The 19,576-nt window shown below is 70.2% G+C and carries 19 protein-coding genes; 10 read left to right on the plus strand and 9 right to left on the minus strand.

Annotated elements, in window-relative coordinates; all coding sequences use genetic code 11:
• Positions 1-61 precede the first annotated feature (61 nt).
• Genes treZ through glgA form a run of 3 tightly spaced genes read right to left on the minus strand, consistent with a single transcriptional unit; the run spans position 62 to position 5,720 of the window.
• Positions 62-1,849, minus strand: coding sequence for a malto-oligosyltrehalose trehalohydrolase (gene treZ / locus AC1PMG_RS03715; protein ID WP_481110709.1), 1,788 nt, complete (start codon positions 1,847-1,849; stop codon positions 62-64).
• Between the two features lie 2 nt (positions 1,850-1,851).
• Entirely contained in the window at positions 1,852-4,098 is a 2,247-nt protein-coding gene (locus AC1PMG_RS03720; RefSeq protein ID WP_481110710.1) for a 1,4-alpha-glucan branching enzyme, read from the minus strand.
• The gene (glgA, locus tag AC1PMG_RS03725; protein WP_481110711.1) at positions 4,095-5,720 is read right to left on the minus strand and encodes a glycogen synthase GlgA; all 1,626 of its coding nucleotides are present in this window, start codon (positions 5,718-5,720) and stop codon (positions 4,095-4,097) included. The genes AC1PMG_RS03720 and glgA overlap by 4 nt, the downstream gene beginning before the upstream one ends.
• A gap of 387 nt (positions 5,721-6,107) precedes the next feature.
• Between glgA and AC1PMG_RS03730 the strand changes: the two genes are divergently transcribed.
• Positions 6,108-6,353 (plus strand): hypothetical protein, encoded by a 246-nt coding sequence (locus AC1PMG_RS03730; protein WP_226978442.1) that lies wholly within the window; start codon positions 6,108-6,110, stop codon positions 6,351-6,353.
• Positions 6,354-6,418: 65 nt separating this feature from the next.
• Here AC1PMG_RS03730 and AC1PMG_RS03735 read toward each other — a convergent pair whose 3' ends face one another.
• Positions 6,419-6,793 carry a response regulator gene (locus AC1PMG_RS03735; protein ID WP_481110712.1) on the minus strand — a complete coding sequence of 125 codons (375 nt, stop codon included), beginning with the start codon at positions 6,791-6,793 and terminating at the stop codon, positions 6,419-6,421.
• A gap of 115 nt (positions 6,794-6,908) precedes the next feature.
• Here AC1PMG_RS03735 and AC1PMG_RS03740 point away from each other — a divergent pair, with 115 nt between their 5' ends.
• Entirely contained in the window at positions 6,909-8,216 is a 1,308-nt protein-coding gene (locus tag AC1PMG_RS03740) for a two-component system sensor histidine kinase NtrB (RefSeq protein ID WP_481110713.1), read from the plus strand.
• Positions 8,217-8,222: 6 nt separating this feature from the next.
• Here AC1PMG_RS03740 and AC1PMG_RS03745 read toward each other — a convergent pair whose 3' ends face one another.
• On the minus strand, positions 8,223-8,843 hold the full coding sequence (locus AC1PMG_RS03745) for a cysteine hydrolase family protein (RefSeq protein WP_481110714.1): 621 nt from the start codon (positions 8,841-8,843) through the stop codon (positions 8,223-8,225).
• A gap of 308 nt (positions 8,844-9,151) precedes the next feature.
• Between AC1PMG_RS03745 and mdoH the strand changes: the two genes are divergently transcribed.
• The 4 genes from mdoH (at position 9,152) to hemC (ending at position 13,623) form a co-directional block, all read left to right on the plus strand.
• The gene (mdoH, locus tag AC1PMG_RS03750; protein ID WP_481110715.1) at positions 9,152-11,101 is read left to right on the plus strand and encodes a glucans biosynthesis glucosyltransferase MdoH; all 1,950 of its coding nucleotides are present in this window, start codon (positions 9,152-9,154) and stop codon (positions 11,099-11,101) included.
• Positions 11,102-11,140: 39 nt separating this feature from the next.
• Positions 11,141-11,806, plus strand: a complete 666-nt coding sequence (locus AC1PMG_RS03755; RefSeq protein WP_481110716.1) for an alpha/beta hydrolase — start codon at positions 11,141-11,143, stop codon at positions 11,804-11,806.
• A gap of 103 nt (positions 11,807-11,909) precedes the next feature.
• Positions 11,910-12,641 carry a LytR/AlgR family response regulator transcription factor gene (locus AC1PMG_RS03760; protein ID WP_342074482.1) on the plus strand — a complete coding sequence of 244 codons (732 nt, stop codon included), beginning with the start codon at positions 11,910-11,912 and terminating at the stop codon, positions 12,639-12,641.
• Positions 12,642-12,699: 58 nt separating this feature from the next.
• Positions 12,700-13,623: a hydroxymethylbilane synthase gene (hemC, locus tag AC1PMG_RS03765; RefSeq protein WP_481110717.1), complete on the plus strand. Its 924-nt coding sequence runs from the start codon at positions 12,700-12,702 to the stop codon at positions 13,621-13,623.
• A gap of 153 nt (positions 13,624-13,776) precedes the next feature.
• On the opposite strand, the gene AC1PMG_RS03770 is transcribed toward hemC, so the two are convergent.
• Both AC1PMG_RS03770 and AC1PMG_RS03775 read right to left on the minus strand, forming a co-directional pair.
• On the minus strand, positions 13,777-14,202 hold the full coding sequence (locus tag AC1PMG_RS03770; protein ID WP_342074484.1) for an ester cyclase: 426 nt from the start codon (positions 14,200-14,202) through the stop codon (positions 13,777-13,779).
• A gap of 400 nt (positions 14,203-14,602) precedes the next feature.
• On the minus strand, positions 14,603-15,397 hold the full coding sequence (locus AC1PMG_RS03775; protein WP_152180719.1) for a DUF481 domain-containing protein: 795 nt from the start codon (positions 15,395-15,397) through the stop codon (positions 14,603-14,605).
• Between the two features lie 180 nt (positions 15,398-15,577).
• On the opposite strand from AC1PMG_RS03775, the gene AC1PMG_RS03780 reads away from it, so the two are divergent.
• A complete protein-coding gene (locus AC1PMG_RS03780) occupies positions 15,578-16,549 on the plus strand; it encodes a helix-turn-helix transcriptional regulator (RefSeq protein ID WP_010341069.1) in 972 nt (323 codons plus the stop codon).
• 312 nt (positions 16,550-16,861) lie between these two features.
• Here the strand turns inward: AC1PMG_RS03780 and AC1PMG_RS03785 are convergent, their stop codons facing one another.
• A complete protein-coding gene (locus AC1PMG_RS03785; protein WP_255325519.1) occupies positions 16,862-17,287 on the minus strand; it encodes a winged helix-turn-helix transcriptional regulator in 426 nt (141 codons plus the stop codon).
• 234 nt (positions 17,288-17,521) lie between these two features.
• Positions 17,522-18,109, minus strand: a complete 588-nt coding sequence (locus AC1PMG_RS03790; protein ID WP_017912048.1) for a lipocalin family protein — start codon at positions 18,107-18,109, stop codon at positions 17,522-17,524.
• A gap of 125 nt (positions 18,110-18,234) precedes the next feature.
• On the opposite strand from AC1PMG_RS03790, the gene AC1PMG_RS03795 reads away from it, so the two are divergent.
• The 3 genes from AC1PMG_RS03795 (at position 18,235) to AC1PMG_RS03805 (ending at position 19,467) form a co-directional block, all read left to right on the plus strand.
• Positions 18,235-18,534 carry a hypothetical protein gene (locus AC1PMG_RS03795; RefSeq protein ID WP_342074486.1) on the plus strand — a complete coding sequence of 100 codons (300 nt, stop codon included), beginning with the start codon at positions 18,235-18,237 and terminating at the stop codon, positions 18,532-18,534.
• A 239-nt stretch (positions 18,535-18,773) separates the two neighbouring features.
• Positions 18,774-19,121 carry a TfoX/Sxy family protein gene (locus AC1PMG_RS03800; protein ID WP_481110718.1) on the plus strand — a complete coding sequence of 116 codons (348 nt, stop codon included), beginning with the start codon at positions 18,774-18,776 and terminating at the stop codon, positions 19,119-19,121.
• Between the two features lie 10 nt (positions 19,122-19,131).
• On the plus strand, positions 19,132-19,467 hold the full coding sequence (locus AC1PMG_RS03805) for a VOC family protein (protein ID WP_342074488.1): 336 nt from the start codon (positions 19,132-19,134) through the stop codon (positions 19,465-19,467).
• Positions 19,468-19,576: the final 109 nt, after the last annotated feature.

A 19,576-nucleotide genomic window follows, 5' to 3' on the forward strand; every position in this document is an offset into this window, starting at 1 on the left:
AGCGAACGAGGCGGCCAGCGTGCCGGGGACGCTGTCGCGATGGCGTCGCGACAGCGGGCGCTCATGCGGCGTTGCCGGGCCGGTAGCGCGCGACGAAGGCGTTGGGCGGCAACTGCGCGGCGTCATCGCCGGCGTTCTCCGCGTGCACGCTGCTGCCAGGCAGGTCCAGCGCCACCGGTGCGTCGCCGAAGTTGGCGGCCACGTGCCATTCGCCATCGCCCAGGCGCCAGCCCGCGGCGATCGCCTTCGGGCCGATCACCCGCGCGCCCAGCGCGCTGGCCTGGGTCAGCGCCGGCACCAGGTGCTGGCGGCGCAGCGCCAGCAGCGTCGCGAACCAGTCGCGCCAGCGCGCGCCGTCGCCATGGGTGGCGTCGCTGATGTCGGCGATGGAAGCCTGGAAGGTGCTCGGCGCGTTGGGGTCGGGAATGGTGGAGCGCTGTTCCGGATCGGCGAAGGCGGCGAAGTGCGCGAACTCGCGGCGCCGGCCCTCGCGCACCGCCTCGTCCAGCGGCGGCGCGAAATCGGTGAAGAACTGGAACGGGGTGCGGCTGCCCCACGGCTCGCCCATGAAGAACAGCGGGATCATCGGGGTCAGCGCGGTCAGCGCCAGCGCCGCGCGCAGCGCCGGTTCGCTCACCTGGGTGATCAGCCGGTCGCCGCGGGCGCGGTTGCCGATCTGGTCGTGGTTCTGCGCGAAGATCACGAACTTGTGCGGCGGCAGATGGCCGCTGGGCTCGCCGCGCGCGTGCCCGCGGTGGTCGGCCTGGCCCTGGAAGGCGAAACCTTCGCCGAGCACGCGTGCCAGGTGCTGCGCCGGCGCGTCGGCGAAGCCGGCGTAGTAGCCCTCGTGCTCGTCGGTCAGCAGCACGTGCAGGCTGTTGTGGAAGTCGTCGTCCCACTGCGCGCTGTAGCCGCGCTCCAGCACGTCGGCCTGGTTGGCCTCGTTCTCCAGCACCAGGTGCACGTGGCGCCCGTCGGCCACGCTGGCGGTGATCGCCTCGCGCAGGGTATCCAGGAAGGCGTTGGGCACGATCGCATGCACGGCATCCAGGCGCAGACCGTCGAAGCGGTACTCGTGCAGCCACATCAGCGCGTTGTCGATGAAGTAGCGCTGCACCGGCGGCAGGCGGAAATCGATCGCCGCGCCCCAGGGGGTCGGCGCATCCTCGCGGAAGAAGGTCGAGGCGTACTGGCCCAGGTAATTGCCGTCCGGGCCGAAGTGGTTGTAGACCACATCCAGGAACACGCTCAGGCCCAGGCCGTGGGCTTCGTCGATCAGCGCCTTGAGTTCGTCGGGATGGCCGTAGGCCGAGGCCGGCGCGTACGGCAGCACGCCGTCGTAGCCCCAGTTGTGGCGGCCGGGGAATTCGGCCAGCGGCATCAGTTCGATCGCGGTGACGCCGAGCGCGGCCAGGGTCGGCAACTGTGCGCGCAACCCGGCGTAGCCGCCGCAGGTGCCCACATGCAGTTCGTAGAACACGGTCTCGGCCCAGGGTCGGCCGCGCCAGTCGCCGTGGCGCCAGGCGTAGCCGTCGGTGGCCAGCACCGCGCTGGCGCCGTGCACGCCGTCCGGCTGCCAGCGCGAGGCCGGGTCCGGCACCGGCGTGCCGCCGTCGATGGCGTAGCGGTAGCGGGTGCCGGGTGCGCACGCCAGGGTGGCAGCGAAATAACCGTCGCCGATCAGCTCCAGCGGCTGCCGCCGATCGTCGCCGAACACCAGCTCCACACGCGCGGCATCCGGCGCCCACAGCGCGAAGGCGACCTCGCCGTTGGCGCCCGGCCAGGCGCCGGGGCGCAGCGCCGCACGCGGGGCGGCAGGGGAGTCGATCGAGACAGCGGTCGTGGCCATGGTCAAAGGTCCGGTTGCAGCCAAAGGGTCGACAGCGGCGGCAGGGTCAGCGCCAGCGATTGCGCATGCCCGTGCATCGGCTGCGGCAGGGTCGACAGCACACCGCCGTTGCCCTGGTTGGAACCGCCGTAATAGCCGCTGTCGCTGTTGAGAATCTCGCGCCAGCGTCCGCCACGCGGCACCCCCACGCGGTAATCGTGGTGTACGGTCGGCGTGAAGTTGCTCACCGCCAGCAGCGGCGGCGTATCGTCATCGCGGTCGTGGCGGACGAAGGCGAACACGCTGTTGTGGTGATCGTCGGCGATGCTCCATTCGAAGCCGTCGCTGCTGCGGTCGCTGCGGTACAGCGCCGGCAAGGCACGCAACTGCCGGTTGAGGTCGGCGACCAGGCGCGCGACGCCGCGGTGCTCGGGCTGCTGCGCCTGCACCCAGTCCAGCGGCCGGTCGTGGTCCCAGTCCTGCCACTGCCCGAACTCGCAGCCCATGAACAGCAGTTTGCGTCCGGGATGCGCCCACATGAAGGCCAGGTAGGCGCGCAGGTTGGCGAAGCGCTGCCAGGCGTCGCCGGGCATGCGCGCCAGCAGCGAGCCCTTGCCGCGCGCCACCTCGTCGTGCGACAGCGGCAGCACGAAATGCTCGGAGAACGCGTACACCAGGCCGAAGCTCATCTCGCTGTGGTGGTGCTGCCGGTGCAGCGGATCGCGCTGCAGGTAGCGCAGGGTGTCGTGCGCCCAGCCCATGTTCCACTTGTGGCTGAAGCCCAGCCCGCCCTGTGCCGTGGGCGCGGTCGCACCCGGCCACGCGGTGGATTCCTCGGCGATGGTGCGCACGCCGGGGAAGCGCTGCGCGATCTCGTCGTTGAGCCGGCGCAGGAAGGCGATCGCCTCCAGGTTCTCGCGGCCGCCGTGGGCGTTGGGAATCCATTCGCCGGCGTTGCGGCCGTAGTCGCGGTACAGCATCGCCGCCACCGCATCCACGCGCAGGCCGTCGACGTGGAAGCGCTCGATCCACTCCAGCGCGCTGCCGATCAGGTAGGCCACCACTTCCGGGCGGCCGTAGTTGTAGACCAGCGTATTCCACTCGCGGTGCACGCCTTCGCGCGGATCGGCGTGTTCGTACAGGGCGCTGCCGTCGAAGCGCTGCAGGCCGTGCGCATCGTCGGGGAAGTGCGCACCGACCCAGTCCAGCAACACGCCGATGCCGGCCTGGTGGCAGACATCGACGAAGCGCGCGAAGCCGTCGGCGTCGCCATGGCGCGCGGTGGGCGCGTACAGGCCCAGTGGTTGGTAGCCCCAGGAGCCGCCGAACGGATATTCGGCGATCGGCAGCAGTTCGATATGGGTGAAGCCGAGCCCGCGCACGTAGGGGATCAGTTCGGCGGCCAGCGCATCCCAGTGCAGCGGCTGGCCGTTGCCGTCATGGCGCCAGGAGCCGGCATGCAGCTCGTAGACGCTCAGCGGCTGCGCGCTGCCGGCCTGGGCCTCGCGCTGCGCCAGCCAGGCCGCATCGCCCCAGGCATGGCTGTCGGCGTACGGCACCACCGAGGCGGTGGACGGCGTCAGGGCGCTGCAGCGCGCCACCGGATCGGCCTTGCGCGGCAGCACGCTGCCGTCGGCGGCCTGCAGTTCGTACTGGTAGTGCTCGCCGCCGTGCAGCCCGGGCACGAACAGTTCCCAGACCCCGGCGTCCGCGTGAAAGCGCAGCGGATGCCGGCGCGCGTCCCAACCGTTGAAGTCGCCGACCAGCGCCACCCGCCTGGCCTGCGGCGCCCACACCGCGAAGCGCACGCCCTCCACCTCGCCGACGCGGGCGTGGTGCGCGCCGAGCGCGGTGCGCAGGGCCGCGCCGTCGCCGGCGGCCAGATCCTGCAGCCAGGCCGGATCGAGCATCGGCTCGAACGCATAGGGGTCGTCGCATTCCTGCACCGCGTCCGGCCAGACGATGCGCAGCCGGTAGGGCATGGGCTGCTTCAGCTCGCCCTCGAACAGGCCGTCGGCCTGCGGGTGGGCACGCATCCGCGCGATCAGCTTGCCCTGCGCGTCGAGCAGGCCCAGCGCCTCGGCGCCTGGCGCCAGCACGCGCACCCGCACCGTGCCGTCGGCCTGCGGATGCGGGCCAAGCCAGGCGAATGCATCGATCGCCTCGCCGCGTGCCAGTACCTGCAGGGCAAGGCCGTCGCCGTCGTCCTCCGTGTCCGCCGCCGGGTCCCCGCCGGCGGCCGGGTCCACGGCGTGTTCCCGATCGCTCATGCGGCGGCCATGGCACTCGCCGTGGCCGACACCGCGGCGCTGGTCGCGGCCGGGATGGTGCCGGCGGTCGTGGCGGCGGTGCGCTCGTACAGCGCCATGTACTTGCGCCCGGCCAGCTCCCAGCCGCTGGGCCGCAGCATCGCCGCGCGGCGCATCGCCTGCAGCAGACCCGGCAGGCGGAAGGTGCGGAACACCCGTTGCAGGCAGCGGCGCAGGCCGTCGGCCGAGGCTTCCTCGAACAGGAAGCCGGTGACGCCGTCGTCCACCGTGTCGATCAGGCCGCCGGTGGCATGCGCGATCGGCAGGCTGCCGAAGCGCTGCGCATACATCTGGCTCAGCCCGCAGGGCTCGAAGCGCGAGGGCATCAGCAGGAAGTCGGAGCCGGCGAACATGCGCCGCGCCAGCGGCTCCTCGAAGCCGATGTGCGCGCCGACATGACCGGGGTAACGCCGCGCCAGCGCCGCCACCGCCTGCTCGATCTGCGGCTCGCCGCCGCCGATGATCACGATCTGGCCGCCGGCGGCGACGATCTGCGGCGCCACCTCGCAGATCAGGTCCAGGCCCTTCTGGTGCACCAGCCGCGAGACCACCGCGAATAGCGGACCGTCGCTGTCGAGCAGGCCGAACGCCTGGCGCACCTGCGCCGCGTTCTCGCGCTTGCCCTGGATCTGGCCGACACCGAAGTGCGCCGGCAGGTGCGCGTCGGTGCGCGGATCCCAGCTGGCGTCGATGCCGTTGACGATGCCGCTGAGGCGGCCGCTGGCGGCGCGCCGTGCCAGCAGCGCGTCCAGGCCGCAGCCCTGCGCCGGGCCGGTGATCTGCGCGGCGTAGCTGACGCTGACCGTATTCACATGGTCGGCATGGACGATGCCCGCGCGCAGGAACGACATCTGCCCGTAGAACTCCAGGTCCTGCAGGCCCTCGGCGGGGATGCCCAGGGCGCCGGCCATCGCATACGGGAACAAGCCCTGGTAGGCGAGGTTGTGGATGGTCAGCAGGCACGGCGTGCGGCCGCCGGACCAGCGCACGTAGGCGGCGGCCAGCGCACACGGCCAGTCGTTGAGGTGCAGCAGCTCCGGCGTCCAGTCCAGCCCGGCCTGGCCGCCGGCGATCTGCGCGGCAGCGTGGGACAGGGTGGCGAAGCGCAGCGCGTTGTCTTCCCAGTCGCGGCCTTCGCTGCACACATAGGGCGAACCCTGCCGTTCGAACAGCTGCGGGCACAGCAGCACGTACACGCACAGACCATCGGGGCGCTCGGCCCGGCCCAGCGCGCAATCCGGCAGCCCGGCATGCGCGGCGATGCGGCCGACGATCTCCAGCGGCCCGGTCGTGCGCAGCACCGACGGATAGCCGGGGATCAGCACGCGGATGTCGCAGCTGCTGCGCAGCGCGCGCGGCAAGGCCGCGGCCACGTCGCCCAGGCCGCCGGCCTTGATGAAGTCGGCCATCTCGGAGGTCACGAACAGGCTGGTCCGGCGCGGCGCCGGGTGCAGCTTGACCGTCACCTCGGCATTGCGGACGAAGCGGCCGCGCGCATCGCGGTAGCGGCGGCGCGGCGCATGCAGCACCGGATGGGTATCGCGTTGTCTGTCGGTCAGGTCGGCGGGGGTGGGGGGCGACATGGCGGTTCCGTCTGGGAAGGGGGAGGACGGGGCACACGAAAAGCGGAAAGCGACTGCCGGCGCGCGTCCTGGCGGGCGCGCGACGCGAAACGAAGGAAGAGGCACAGCAGCGTCGAAACGGAACGGCGATGTTGCAGTGCGATAATGCACGAGCAAAGTACAAATGGCGCGATAAAAGAGGCGTGAAGCGCGCGCTTGTCTACGGCGAAATGGAGAGTGCGGCGCATAGTGGATTTGCTGAACGTCAGACGCCGCAAGCATGGATCGCGTTGCACGTGCGAATGAATCGTTTAGCTTCCGTTGCCGGACACGTGCCGTGCTCCCCGTGCGACCGTGGTCGCCACCTCCGTTGTGCGAGCTTCATGCGGTCTATGGTGCAGTGTGCTCATGACAGTCTTGAAACCGCAGATGCGCCGCGAGCTGGACGGCTTCGTCCTCGACGGGCTGCTGCGTACCTGCCCGGATGGCGTGCTCGAGCCGCAGATCTGCATCAGTGGCCACGACGGTGCGGTACTCGGCCGGCACGCGTTCGACGGCGTGTATTTCCGCGATGCCAACGCCGGGGCCTATTTCGTCGCCGAGCGCCTGGCGGCGATCCGTTCGGCACGGTACGGAAAGCTGGTCTTCGCCTGAATTCGCTGGCCGGCCGTCTGGCGGATGCGATTGCAGTGGGGAAGCGGCGTGGGGTGGCGCCCCGCTCAGGCTCCGGTCTGCAGACGATCCAAGGCCGCCAGCAGATCGGCGCGGCGGTACGGTTTCGGCAGAAAGCCGGTGTGCTCCGGCAGCATCCATGGTTCCGGCGCGTGCATGCCGGAGGTCAGCAGGGCCGGAGTGACGATGCCGCGGCGGCGCAACTGGCGCACCATGCTCAAGCCGTCGCAGCGCGGCATCTGCACGTCGCTGAAGATCAACGCCACGTCCGGATGCCGTTCCATCACCGCCAGCGCTTCCTGCGCGGTTGCCGCCGACAGGACCCGGTAGCCGTCGGCCGCCAGCATGGCGGCGGCCAGTTCCCGGATCGTCTGGTCGTCCTCCACCAGAAGAATGGTAGTGGAGGCGGAGGTGACGCGCATAATGCAGGGATCGCTTTAATAAATAATCCACTGCAGCTTCACGATTCGTCGGTGAAGCGCTGGTGACGTCCCGCAAATCCCGATATTCTCGACCTTACTTACTGCGAGACGCAGCTTGACCACGCACGCCCACTATCGGCAGATCGTCGAGCTCTCCCACGACTGCATCAAGGAAGTCGGCCGCGACGGCATCGTGCGCTCGATCAATCCCCACGGGTTGGCCCTGCTTGGCGTTTCCGACCCCGCTGACGTCGTCGGCCATCCCTGGGTCGAACTGTGGCCCGAGGACATGCGTTCGCTGACCCAGGGCGCCTTCGCCGCGGCGTTGGGCAACGAGCAGCGTGAATTCTGGGCGGAGCGCCCGTCGCTGGACGGACGGCGGCGCTGGTGGCACGTGATGGTCAGTCCGCTGGCCAACGCTTCGGCGCGGGTGGAAAGCGTGCTGGTGATCAGCCGCGACGTCACCCAGCAGCACCAGGTCGAACAGGCCCTGCGCGCACTGGGTCACCTCGCCCCGATCGATGGCCGGGGCGACACGATGGATGCCGACGATGCCGCGGCGCTGGGCCGTCGCTGGCACACCGAGCAGTCGCAACTGCGCGGGCAACTGGACATCGCGCTGGCCGCGCAGCGCGTGGCCGAGCGCGCGATGACCCAGGCGCAGAAGGGCGAGGCGGTGGGGCAGATGCTTGCCGGCGTGGTCCACGACTTCAACAACATGCTGCATACCGCGATCACCTCGGTGAGCATGGTCGCCGACCATCCGCAGCGCCTGCAGCCGGACCAGCAACGGCTGCTCGCCATCGCCAACGAGGCCTTGCAGCACGGCGCGGGTATGACCCGGCGCCTGCTCGGCTTCGCCCGCGCGCACCCGGTCAAGCCGATCTGGTTGGACCTGAACGAGCTGGTGACGCAGATGCAGCCGTTGTTGGCGCAGGCGCTGGGCGGCGAGATGCGCCTGCAATTGCTTGCATGCGCCGAGGTGGCGACGACCTATGCCGACCGCAACGCGGTCGAGCAGGCGGTGCTGAACCTGGCGTTGAACGCGCGCGACGCCAGTCGCCCCGGCGATGCGGTGACGATCCGCTGCGGCGCGCTGGAAGTGCCGCCGTCGCGCGCGGCGGCGATGCGCCAGCCCGGCCGCTACGTGACCCTGGCGGTCAGCGACCAGGGCGAAGGCATGTCCGATGCGGTCAAGTCGCGCCTGTTCGAGGCGTACTTCACCACCAAGCCCGAGGGCAAGGGCACCGGCCTGGGGCTGGCCCAGGTCTACGGCCTGGTGCGCCAGGCCGGCGGCTTCGTCGACGTCGAATCGGAACTGGGACGCGGCACGACCATCACCCTGGCGTTTCCGTTCGTGGCGCGGCCGCTCGGCGACGAGGGCGAGGGCGCCGCCCCGATGCCGGTGCCGACGGCGGAGTAACCCCGCTCATCCGCCCGCGCGTGCCGGCAGCCGGTCGCTGATGCGCACCGCGAAGGCCTCGCGCAGCACCTGCAGCGCCCGTTGCTGGCGCCCGGCATCCAGCGCCGCGCAGCACGAGGGCGGCACCTGCACCTGGAAATCGCGCATGCGCGCATCGATCGCGGTCGCCAGCACGCAGGCGTCGGTGGCGATGCCGGTGACCAGCAGGCGGGTGGTCTGCAGCCGCGCCAGCAGCAGGGCCAGGGCCGAACCGAGGAAGGCGGAGTGCTTGGGCTTGAGCACGTAATAGTCCTGCGGGCGCGGCGCCAGGCAGGCGGCAATGCGTGCGCCGCGCTGCTTCGGGTCGGCGCACAGGGTCCACAGACCTTCGAAATCGGTCCGCCAGTCGGCGAAGTTGTCGTTGGCGAACAGCACCGGCCAGCCGCGGCGATGGAAGCGCGCGCGGAGCTGGGCGATGCGCTCGGCCACCGGCAGTGCGGCCTCCGCCAGCCGTGCGCCGTCCGGGAAGTCGAAACGGCTGATCATGTCCACGATCAACAGCGCCGGCGCTCCGTGCGGCGGCGTGGGTGCTGCCGAATGGTCGTGTTGCCGCTGGGTGCCTGTGCGTCCCCGGGCGGGCTGGCGCATGCGTCGATCCTCCATTGCCGGACTGGCTTCATGGTCGGCGCGACGGGTGAAACGCGGGTGAGCGCAGGTGAAGGCGGCATGGCTGAACGGATCGGCCGGCGCCACCTCGGCGGTGCCGGTGGCCACCTTCGCGAAAGCTTACTATTTAAGGTTTACATTGACCGGCGTCTTTGCCCGTCGACAGGAGAGCACGTGGTACCAACTGGCGAACACAACGAGGCGCGCGTGGCCGCGGCGGCATCCGCCGTGCCGTCCGCCCGCGGCACTTCCCGATGGCGCTGCGGCGCCGGACGCGGTCGGCGGATCGCATGAGCACGGTCGCCCCCACACCGGCCGTGCACGTCGATGCTCCCCTGGATGCCGGCCACGCGGTCCTGCCGCCCGAGGCGCCGCTGGCGATGCCGCTGCAGTCGCTGCAGGAAGGCAAGCTGCGCAACACGCGCCTGCCCAGCACCCCGGTCGGGATCGGCTGGCGGCGCTTCTACGTGTTCGGCACCACCGCGGCGATGACCGCCTACGCCAGTTGGCTGATCGGCAAGGTCCTGGTGATCGGCGGCGTGAGCGTGCTCGAAGCCTGTCTGATGGTGCTGTTCATCCCCTTGTTCGCCTGGATCGCGCTGTCGTTCGTGAGCGCGCTGGCCGGCTTCTTCACCCTGGTGTTCGGCAAGGGCCGCAAGCTCGGCATCGATCCGGACGCGCCGCTGCCGCAGGTGCGCAACCGCACCGCGCTGCTGATGCCCACCTACAACGAGGATCCGCACCGGCTGATGGCCGGCCTGCAGGCGATCTACGAATCGGTGGAGGCCACCGGCCAGATCGAGCGCTTCGATTTCTTCATCCTCAGCGATACCACGCGCCCGGCCATCGGCGCGGAAGAAGAGAAGGTGTACGCCGAGTTGGTGGAGCGCGTCGGCGGCGAAGGCCGCTTGTTCTACCGGCGCCGTGCCAGCAATGCCGGGCGCAAGGCCGGCAACATCGCCGACTGGGTGCGCCGCTTCGGCGGCGCCTATCCGCAGATGCTGATCCTGGACGCCGACAGCCTGATGACCGGCGACAGCATCGTGCGCCTGGCCGCCGGCATGGAGGCCAACCCCGACGTCGGCCTGATCCAGACCCTGCCGGAAGTGGTCAACGGCAACACCCTTTTCGCGCGCATGCAGCAGTTCGGCGGCCGCGTCTACGGCCCGGTGATCGCCTTCGGCGTGGCCTGGTGGCACGGGGCGGAAAGCAACTACTGGGGCCACAACGCGATGATCCGCACCGAGGCCTTCGCAGCGCAGGCCGGCCTGCCGTCGCTGCCCGGGCGCAAGCCGTTCTGCGGCCACGTGCTCAGCCACGACTTCGTCGAAGCGGCGCTGATGCGCCGTGGCGGCTGGGCCATGCACATGGTGCCGTACCTGCAGGGCAGCTACGAGGAAGGCCCGCCGACGCTGACCGACCTGCTGGTGCGCGACCGCCGCTGGTGCCAGGGCAACCTGCAGCACTCCAAGGTGGTGCGCGCGCGCGGCCTGCACTGGGTCAGCCGCATGCACATGCTGATCGGCATCGGCCATTACTTCACCGCGCCGATGTGGGGCATGCTGATGCTGATCGGCATCGCCATTCCGCTGCAGAACGGCGGTTTCGACCTGGTCGCCTCGGTGATCTCGCCGTTCTCGCCGGCGCGCTACTGGCACCAGCAGGACTCCACGCGGGTGTTCTGGGTGTTCGCGGTGACCATGTTCGTGCTGCTGGCGCCCAAGGTGATGGGCTACTTCGCGATGCTGCTCAAGCCCGGCGAACGCCGCGGCTGCGGCGGCGGGCTGCGCGCCTTCGCCAGCATGTTGCTGGAAACGCTGCTGGCCGCGCTGATGGCGCCGGTGGTGATGTACGTGCAGTCGCGCGGCGTCGCCGAGGTGCTGGCCGGCAAGGACTCGGGCTGGGACGCGCAACAGCGCGACGATGGCCGCATTTCGTGGTCGGCGCTGTTGCGCAGCTACGGCGGACTGAGCGCGTTCGGCCTGCTGATGGGCGGCATGGCCTATGCCGTGTCGCCGTCGCTGGCGGCATGGATGGCGCCGGTGGTGATCGGCATGGCGCTGGCGGTGCCGGTGGTGGCGATCAGTTCCTCGCGCGCCGCCGGCCTGTGGCTGCGCAAGCTGCGCATCCTCGCCATTCCCGAGGAGTCGCAGCCGCCGGCGGTGCTGCTGCGCGCCGCCGAACTGCGCCGCGAGGCCGCCGCCCGCCGTGCCGAGGCCGAGGCGCAGGCCCAGGGCTGACGCCGGCATACTATCCGGCCTCATTCATCGGGAACCGACATGCTGGAGACAGTGGAACACGAGACCGGCGCCGCGCCGGCCTGGACCGTCCTGTGGCTGCACGGCCTGGGCGCCGACGGCAACGACTTCGCGCCGCTGGTGCCGGAACTGGTGCGGCCGCACTGGCCGGCGCTGCGCTTCGTGTTCCCGCACGCGCCGGTGCGGCCGGTGACGGTCAACAACGGCGTGCGCATGCGCGCCTGGTACGACATCGTCAGCATGGACTTCTCCAACCGCGCCGACAGTGTCGGCGTCGCCGAATCGGTGGCGCAGGTCGAAGAACTGATCGCGCGCGAGGACGCGCGCGGCGTGCCGGCCGAGCGCCTGCTGCTGGCCGGCTTTTCCCAGGGCGGCGCGATCACCCTGGCCGCCGGCCTGCGCCGCGAAAGGCCGCTGGCCGGCCTGATCGGCCTGTCCACCTACCTGCCGGAACTGGAGAGCGTCGCCAAGTGGCACGTCCCGGCGGCCCTGCGGCAACCGCTGTTCATGGCCCACGGCCAGGGCGACCCGGTGATCCCGCAGACCTACGCCGAGCGTACCGCGCAGACCCTGCAGGCGCTGGGCATGCCGGTGCAGTGGCGACGCTATCCGATGGCGCACCAGGTCTGCGCCGAGGAAATCGCCGACCTGGGCGACTGGATGGACGCCTGCCTCGCCGGCTGCTGATTGCAGCGGCCGCATGGCGGCATGGTGCGATGCCGATGGCGGGCGCCCGGAACCAGGGCTAGTATCGGCCGCAGCGCACGCCAGCCGAGCGAGGGAGACCTGGGTGAAGGTGCTGATCGCCGACGACGAACCCCTGGCGCGCGAACGCCTGCGCACGCTGCTGGCCGCGCATGCCGGCGTGGAAGTGGTGGCCGAAGCCGACAACGGCATGGATGCGCTGCACGCCTGCGCCGCCGCGCAGCCGGACCTGGTGCTGCTGGACATCGCCATGCCCGGCCTCGACGGCCTGGAGGCCGCGCGCCATCTGGCCACCTTCGAACCGCGCCCGGCGGTGGTGTTCTGCACCGCCTACGACGCGCATGCGCTGTCCGCGTTCGAGGCGGCGGCGATCGACTACCTGATGAAGCCGGTGCGCGCCGAGCGCCTGGCCGCGGCCCTGCAGCGCGCCCGGACCTTCATGGCCGGACGCGGCAGCGGCGACGCCGCGGCGCCCGCCCCGCAGCGCCGCACCCACCTGTGCGCGCGCCTGCGCGGCAGCCTGCGGCTGATTCCGGTCGACGACATCCACTATCTGCAGGCCGAGGAAAAGTACGTGGTGGTGCACCACGCCCGCGGCGAGGACCTGATCGAGGAATCGCTGCGCGCGCTGGAGGAGGAGTTCGCCGAGCGCTTCGTGCGCATCCACCGCAACTGCCTGGTCGCGCGCCACGAACTGGTGGAACTGCGCCGGCTCGGCGAGGGCCAGGTGCAGGCGGTGCTGCGCCATGGCAAGCAGCCGCTGGAGGTCAGTCGGCGCTGCGTGGCGCAGCTGCGCAAGGAGATCCACCAGCGCTGACGCCGCCCGGACCGCCCGCGTGCAGCGGCGGACGGCGGCTTTCCGCGATAATGCGCGCATGAACATCCTGCGCATCGCTACCCGCAAGAGTCCGCTCGCCCTGTGGCAGAGCGAGCATGTCGCCGCCTGCCTGCGCCGCGCGCACCCGCACCTGGACGTGGTGCTGGTGCCGATGAGCACCCGCGGCGACGAAGTCCTGGACCGCTCGCTGGCGGCGATCGGCGGCAAGGGCCTGTTCCTGAAGGAACTGGAGCTGGCGATGCTGCGCGGCGAGGCCGATTGCGCGGTGCACTCGCTCAAGGACGTGCCGATGGAGCTGGACCCGCCGTTCGTGCTGCCGGCGATCCTGCCGCGCGCCGATCCGGCCGATGCGCTGATCTCCAACCTCTACGCCTCGCTGGACGCGCTGCCGCTGGGCGCGCGCGTCGGCACCTCCTCGCTGCGGCGGCAGGCGCAACTGCGCGCGCGGCGCCCGGACCTGGAACTGCTGGACCTGCGCGGCAACGTCAACACGCGCCTGGCCAAGCTCGACAACGGCGGCTACGACGGCATCGTGCTGGCCTGCGCCGGCCTGCAGCGGCTGGGCCTGGAGGGGCGCATCACCCAGCGCCTGCAGGCGCCGGACTGGCTGCCGGCCCCGGCGCAGGGCGCGATCGCGGTGGAATGCCGCGAGGACGCCAGCGACGCGCTGGCATTGTTCGCCGCGCTCGACGACGCCCCGACCCGCACCTGCGTGGAGGCCGAGCGGGCGATGAACCGCGCCCTGCACGGCAGTTGCCACGTGCCGGTGGCGGCTTTCGCGCAATGGCGCGGCGAGGATTTGCTGTTGCAGGGCCTGGTCGGCGGCGTCGCCGACGGGCGCCTGGTGCGCGCCGACCTGCAGCGCAGTGCGCAGGATCCGCAGGCGCTGGGCCAGGCCGTGGCCGAGGCCCTGCTGGGCGCCGGCGCACGCGAATTGCTGGATGTCGACCTGCAGGTCTAAGAGTGTCCACCGCCTCGCGCCATCGGCCGTAGGAGCGGCTTCAGCCGCGATGGGCGTGACCGGGAAGGCCTGTCGCGGCTGAAGCCGCTCCTACAAGGAGGTCGAACGGGTGTGGCGCTTGCCTGTCCGCTCCGGTCGCGGCCGAAGCCGCTCCTACGGCGCGGACTCGTCGCGCCGCAAGCCAGCGAGCACGGTCGGCAGGTTGTTGATCCCCCAATGCTCGACATAGCGGCCGTTCTCGACCCGCACGATGTCGATCACCTCGATGCTGACCGGCTTTCCCGTGGGTTCCACCCCGAACAAGGTCCCTGTGTGCCGGCCCGACACGGTCTTGCGGGTCGTCACCTTGTCGCCCTCGGCGACCTGGTCGTGAATGGTCACCGTCAATCCGGCCAATGCGGGCCGGAGAACGTCGTGGAAGGTGCTCCACATGCTCTCGCCTCCTGCAGGAGTGCCAGGCGGGGCGGATCGGTTGACGAACCCCGGGGCCATCAGTGCCTCGAATGCGGCGCGGTCCCCGCCTTCGATGACCTCCTTGTTGAACCGGCGAACCACGGTCTTGATGTCGGATATGGTCATGAACGCCTCCGTTCCAGACAACTACCAGCAGCGGTACTGCACCTAGTAAAGGTCGCGGGTGTAGTGCTGATTTCCCGGCCAAGCATTCTTCAAAGAAGCGTGATCGGATGGAGCTTCCTGATCAGTCAGGCCTGGTCCCGATGGGTCTTCCTCCAGGAGGACGGTCGAGCAACGGGACCGTCACGCCTTGCGCCTTGGGGTGTCTTGGAGTGGATCTCGGCACCCGACAAGCATCCTGATCATGCGGTTGCCGTGGCGGAACGCGGCGGCACGACGCGGTGTCGTGCGTCGATGGTGGCGACACCATGCGGCGACCGGCACCGCCACAGGCCGCCCTGCATCACACGGACCCAGGAACCCGGCTTTTACCAATCCCGACTCCCGACTCCCCAATCCCGGCTCACTTGAACTTGTAGACCAGGTTCATCGTGGTCAAGGTATCGGTCTTCTTCTTGTCGTCGCTGACGTCGCTGTTGTAGCGCGCCTGCCAGCCGGCCTTCAGCGCCAGGCGCTCGTTCATGCTCACCGAGATGCCCAGGTCGTTCTGCGCGAAGGTGTTGTACGCGCCGGATTCGACCAGCAGGGTGTTGCCCAGTTCGGTGTTGCTGGTCAGGCCGTACTTGAAGTCGACCAGGCCACGGCCGATCAGGCCGGTTTCGGTGCGGTCCTCGACCACGTCGTGGGCGCGGCGCACGCCGGGACCGATCTGCACGTCGATGCTGCGGCGGTCGCCGTCCATGATCCGGGTGCCGTAGCCGATGCCGATCGTGGCCAGGCGGTCGTAGGTGGCGAAGTCGTCGCGCTCGTAGCGCAGCGAGGCGGTCAGCTGGCGGTGCTCGCCGAGCTGCAGCGCGCTGCCGGCGCTGCCGGTGTAGCGGTTGGAGGTGGTCTGGCGCTTGCGCGTGGTGGTGCCGTCCGGATTGGTGTCGGTGTACTCGGCGCTGGCGTGCAGGGCGAGCAGGTCCAGGCTGTGGATCCAGTCGCCGTCCACGTACTGGCCCTTGAGCCGGCCATTGAGGCTTTCGTTGGTGCTGTTGCCGTGCGAGGAGGCGAAGCCCAGTTCGCCCGATCCGCTCCACGGCGAACTGGCCGGGTCCGTGGCTGTCGGTGAGGTGGCGACGTCGGCGGCCCAGGCCGGGGACGTGCTCAGCAGCAACAAAGCGATGGCGGATACGAGGGTGGCACGGCGGGACATGGCTTCTCCGGGGATGAGGACGCAGCCTTCGGCTAACGAAATGGAAACGATTTCATCATACCGGATCCACATGACACCCTGGCCGGCCCCGGGTGCCGGCTTCATCGACGGTTCGGGCGCACAGCCGGCTGCCGCGCCAGGCAGGCGTTTTCCGCCGTCGACTCAGACATAATCGGGGCCATGGACCGCTACGAACGCATCAACGCACTGCACCGCCTGCTCAAGTCCGCACGCTACCCGGTGACGGTGGCGCGGCTGCAGGACGAACTGGGCTGCTCCCGCGCCACCGTCTACCGCGATCTGGCCTTCCTGCGCGATGCGCTGATGGCGCCGGTGGAGGGCGACGGCGAGGCCGGCTTCCGCTACGAGTCCGGGGAGAGCGACCGTTTCGAGCTGCCCGGGCTGTGGCTGAGTTCGGAGGAACTGCACGCGCTGCTGGCCTCGCAGCAACTGCTGGCGCGCACCGGCGGCGGGGTGCTGTCCTCGGTGCTGGCGCCGCTGCAGCAGCGCATCGAAAGCCTGCTCGCCGCCCAGGCCGGGGCCACCCATTGGCCGGTGGAGCGGGTGCGGGTGATCCCGCACCGCGGCCGCAAGCTCGACGAAGCCAGTTTCCGCACCGTCGCCTCGGCGGTGCTGGAGCGCAAGCGCCTGTCCTTCGACTACCGCGCCCGCTCCACCGACGAATCGACCAAGCGCACGGTGTCGCCGCAGCGCATCACCCACTACCGCGACAACTGGTACCTGGACGCCTGGGACCATGGCCGCGACGCGGTGCGCAGCTTCGCGGTGGACCGCATCAACCACGCGCGCCTGCTCGACCAGCCGGCGCAGGACGTGGCCGACGCCGAACTGGATTCGCAGCTGGCGGCCAGCTACGGCATCTTTTCCGGCGCGCCCAAGGGCTGGGCCACCATCGTGTTCAGCCCCAAGGCCGCGCGCTGGGTCGCCGACGAGCACTGGCATTCCAAGCAGCAGGGCCGGTTCCTGGCCGACGGCCGCTACGAACTGAAGGTGCCCTACAGCGTCTCGCGCGAACTGCTGATGGACGTGCTGCACTACGGCTCGGATGCGGAGATCGTGGAACCGCGCTCGCTGCGCGAACAGGCCAAGGCGCTGCTGTCGCTGGCATTGAGCAACTACAGCGACGATTAAAGCGACGATCGAGACACCGCTGCACCCGACGCGATTTACGTAGGAGCGGCTTCAGGAGCTCCAACAACGATGGAAGGTCACTTGCAGGAGCGGCTTCAGCCGCGAAGGGCATTCCCGGTAACGCGCGTCGCGGCTGAAGCCGCTCCTACGAGGGAGCGGCCCACGCGTCCGCCGCCGGGTCGCCGCCGAGGCGTGCACCTCCTGATGCCGCAGCAATCCCTGGCCGGTGCGACGCAGCGGCCGTCGTAGGAGCGGCTTCAGCGCGACCGCGGCCTTACCGCCAATGCGTGTCGCAGCCTGGAGGTCGACGCCCTACGCCGCATCCAGCGGCGCGCCGCCGCCGAGGATCACGCCGATGTTGCGCTCGATCCAGTCCACCAGCGCGTGCACGTGCGCCGCGGCTTCCTCGCCGAGCGGGGTCAGGTCGTATTCCACGTGCGGCGGCACCACGGGATAGGCGGTGCGCTGCACCAGGCCGTCCGCTTCCAGCGCCTGCAGGGTCTGCGACAGCATCTTCTCGCTGACCCCTTCCAGGCTGCGGCGCAGGTCGCCGAAGCGATGGGTGCCCTTGCGCAGGGCGACCAGCACCAGCACGCCCCAGCGGCTGGTGACATGGCTGAGCACGGCCCGGGACGGGCAGTTCTGCGCGAATACCTGGCCACGCAGCTGGGTCGCGTCCGCGCAGCCGCGCGGTGCTTCGTCGAGAGGTTCGGAGAGGACGCTGGCCAAGCGGTGCACCTGTCTGTGGGGGAGGGCGCCCCGATCATACGGGCCGCGCCGGGTGCTTCGCTGAGCGAAGGATGATCGTGCTGTCGGTGGCGACACGCCCGGTGCGATGGCGTGGCGGCGTCGGGTGGTCGCAGTGGCCGGGTCTGACGTGGGCAGAACGGCATCCTGGCGCGCGGAGCGCGCCAGCCCAGCGCGATGCGGATCGGGTTGTCCGCGTCGCAACCGGCTGCGACGGGAGCAGCTTCAGGGCTTGTTCGGCACTTCGAAGCCGAGCTTGCCGACCTGGTCGCGGCGCTGCGCCACGCGCTTGAGCTTGTCGATGTTGACCCCGTACTGGTGGTCCAGCTTGTCGACCAGCTCGCGGTACTGCTTGTGGCTCATGTTCGGCGAGCGCGCGAACACCCATGCCAGGTCGCGGCCCGGATAGTCGATCAGCGCCCAGGAATAGTCCGGTGCCACTTCCAGGATGCGGTACTTGGTGGGCACCATTCTGAAGAACCAGGTGGTCCAGCGGCGGTTGCCGGTGCCTTCCTTGACCGTGGCGCGCGAGTTGAGCTCCTTGACCGGCTCGTCGAAGCCGTTGCGGTACTCGTAGCGCACCGCGATCTTGCCGTCTTCCTTGAGGGTGTACTCGTCGCTGCTGGCGACGTGGCCGCGCTCGGCGAAGTACGGGATGTGGGCGATCACGTACCAGCGGCCCATGAAGCGCTGCAGGTCGATCGGCGGCTGCGCGGGCTCCTGCTCCGGGTCCGGCGCCTTGGCGCGGGCCGTCGGCAACGGGACGGCCATGCCCAGCAGCAGCACGGAAGCGAACAGGGAGAGCAGGCGCATAGAAGATTCCGGGGCGAAGGGCGAACGCCGGTGAAGTATGCGCGTGCGCCATGTCAATGGTGCGTCGCAGCCCCTGAGATGTCGCGGCGGCAACCTGCGCGCCTCGACTTCCAGGAGCTGCCGTCATGCCGATCGTTCCGTCCTCCCCGCGCACCCACGTCCCGCACCCGGGCCTGCGCCGCCTGCTGCGCCAGGCGATCCTGGCCGGGCTGGCCCTGGTCCTGGTGTGGCCAGCCGCGCGCGGCCACAGCGAGTGGCTGGGCTGGCGGCCGCTGTGGCTGCTGGGCATGCCGCTGAGCGCGTGGTGGGCCCTGCACCGCTTCCCGCTGCCGCCGTTGCGGCGCCTGTGGGGCCAGTGGCGGGCCAGGCCGCGGGCGCAGGCGCGGCGGCGCCGGCCGGCGCTGCGGACCGCGCGCCCGGTCTGACCGTCGGCAGGGGGCACTGCAGAGGGCGCGTACCTGCTGCGGCGCGGCCCTGCCCGGATCCGAGTCGTGCCCCTCTCGTACCTGCTCACCGTCGGGTTCGCCGTGGTCAAGGAAACCGCAATGCCGCAGGATCTCCATGCGTGGCCCGACCCTGTTCTGCGCGCGGCAGGGGCAGAGCAGCTGCGCCATGACGCCCGGCGCGGGGCATGCTGTAGGAAGGCGGCACAGGAGGAGCCCGCATGAAGCACGATCCCACGTTGTTGCAGTCGGTCTTGGCCGCCGCGGCACCGCCCGAGCTGGAGGTGACGTTTCGCCCCATGTTCGGCGGACGCTTCGCCTACGCGGACGGCAAGCCGTTCGCGTCCCTTTCCGACGTCGGACTGGCCTTGAAGTTCACCGGCAGCGAGCGCGACGCGCTCCTGGCCCTGCCGGGTGCCGCACCGCTTCGCTACGAACCGGATCAGCCGGCCAGCAAGTCCTACGTCGTCGTCCCCGAGACCATGCTGTCCGAGCCGGCCGAACTGAGGCCGTGGGTGATGCGCAGTGTGTCCGGCCTCCCGACCAAACGCGTTCGAAAACAAGCCTAGGAGATTGCGCATGCCCCGCATCAATTTCGTCGAACTTCCCGCACGCGATCTCGGCGCGGCACGGACCTTCTACGCGGCAGCGTTCGGGTGGGAACTGACCAGTTTCGGCCCCAGCTACGCATGCACCATGACGGGCCACGTCGACCTGGGATTGCAGGGCGACATGAGCGAGGCGCCGGCAGCGCCTCTGCCAGTGGTGCTGGTGGACGACCTCGACGCTGCGCAAGCGGCTGTCGAGGCGGCCGGCGGGATCATCAGCAAGCCGATCTTCGCCTTTCCGGGCGGGCGACGCTTGCACTTCCGCGATCCCAACGGGCTTGAGCTGGCGATCATGCAGACGGATTGATCCCGCGTTCCAGGGTGCCATGGAGACTGTGCGCAACGGCGCTATGTGGCTCCGGTGGGCGGCTTGGCCGAGATGCGCCTGGCCTGACCTTCGGCAGGGGAGGGCGGCG

Source organism: Xanthomonas sp. NCPPB 2250 (genome assembly GCF_056725265.1).

Bases quoted from the DNA above. Each gene is read 5' to 3' on its own strand.
- glgA (WP_481110711.1), bottom strand. From the start codon at position 5,720: ATGTCGCCCCCCACCCCCGCCGACCTGACCGACAGACAACGCGATACC.
- AC1PMG_RS03745 (WP_481110714.1), bottom strand. From the start codon at position 8,843: ATGCGCCAGCCCGCCCGGGGACGCACAGGCACCCAGCGGCAACACGAC.
- AC1PMG_RS03790 (WP_017912048.1), bottom strand. From the start codon at position 18,109: ATGCGCCTGCTCTCCCTGTTCGCTTCCGTGCTGCTGCTGGGCATGGCC.
- AC1PMG_RS03755 (WP_481110716.1), top strand. From the start codon at position 11,141: ATGCTGGAGACAGTGGAACACGAGACCGGCGCCGCGCCGGCCTGGACC.
- AC1PMG_RS03775 (WP_152180719.1), bottom strand. From the start codon at position 15,397: ATGTCCCGCCGTGCCACCCTCGTATCCGCCATCGCTTTGTTGCTGCTG.
- treZ (WP_481110709.1), bottom strand. From the start codon at position 1,849: ATGGCCACGACCGCTGTCTCGATCGACTCCCCTGCCGCCCCGCGTGCG.
- mdoH (WP_481110715.1), top strand. From the start codon at position 9,152: ATGAGCACGGTCGCCCCCACACCGGCCGTGCACGTCGATGCTCCCCTG.
- AC1PMG_RS03735 (WP_481110712.1), bottom strand. From the start codon at position 6,793: ATGCGCGTCACCTCCGCCTCCACTACCATTCTTCTGGTGGAGGACGAC.
- AC1PMG_RS03720 (WP_481110710.1), bottom strand. From the start codon at position 4,098: ATGAGCGATCGGGAACACGCCGTGGACCCGGCCGCCGGCGGGGACCCG.
- AC1PMG_RS03805 (WP_342074488.1), top strand. From the start codon at position 19,132: ATGCCCCGCATCAATTTCGTCGAACTTCCCGCACGCGATCTCGGCGCG.
- AC1PMG_RS03730 (WP_226978442.1), top strand. From the start codon at position 6,108: ATGACAGTCTTGAAACCGCAGATGCGCCGCGAGCTGGACGGCTTCGTC.
- hemC (WP_481110717.1), top strand. From the start codon at position 12,700: ATGAACATCCTGCGCATCGCTACCCGCAAGAGTCCGCTCGCCCTGTGG.
- AC1PMG_RS03780 (WP_010341069.1), top strand. From the start codon at position 15,578: ATGGACCGCTACGAACGCATCAACGCACTGCACCGCCTGCTCAAGTCC.
- AC1PMG_RS03800 (WP_481110718.1), top strand. From the start codon at position 18,774: ATGAAGCACGATCCCACGTTGTTGCAGTCGGTCTTGGCCGCCGCGGCA.
- AC1PMG_RS03770 (WP_342074484.1), bottom strand. From the start codon at position 14,202: ATGACCATATCCGACATCAAGACCGTGGTTCGCCGGTTCAACAAGGAG.
- AC1PMG_RS03795 (WP_342074486.1), top strand. From the start codon at position 18,235: ATGCCGATCGTTCCGTCCTCCCCGCGCACCCACGTCCCGCACCCGGGC.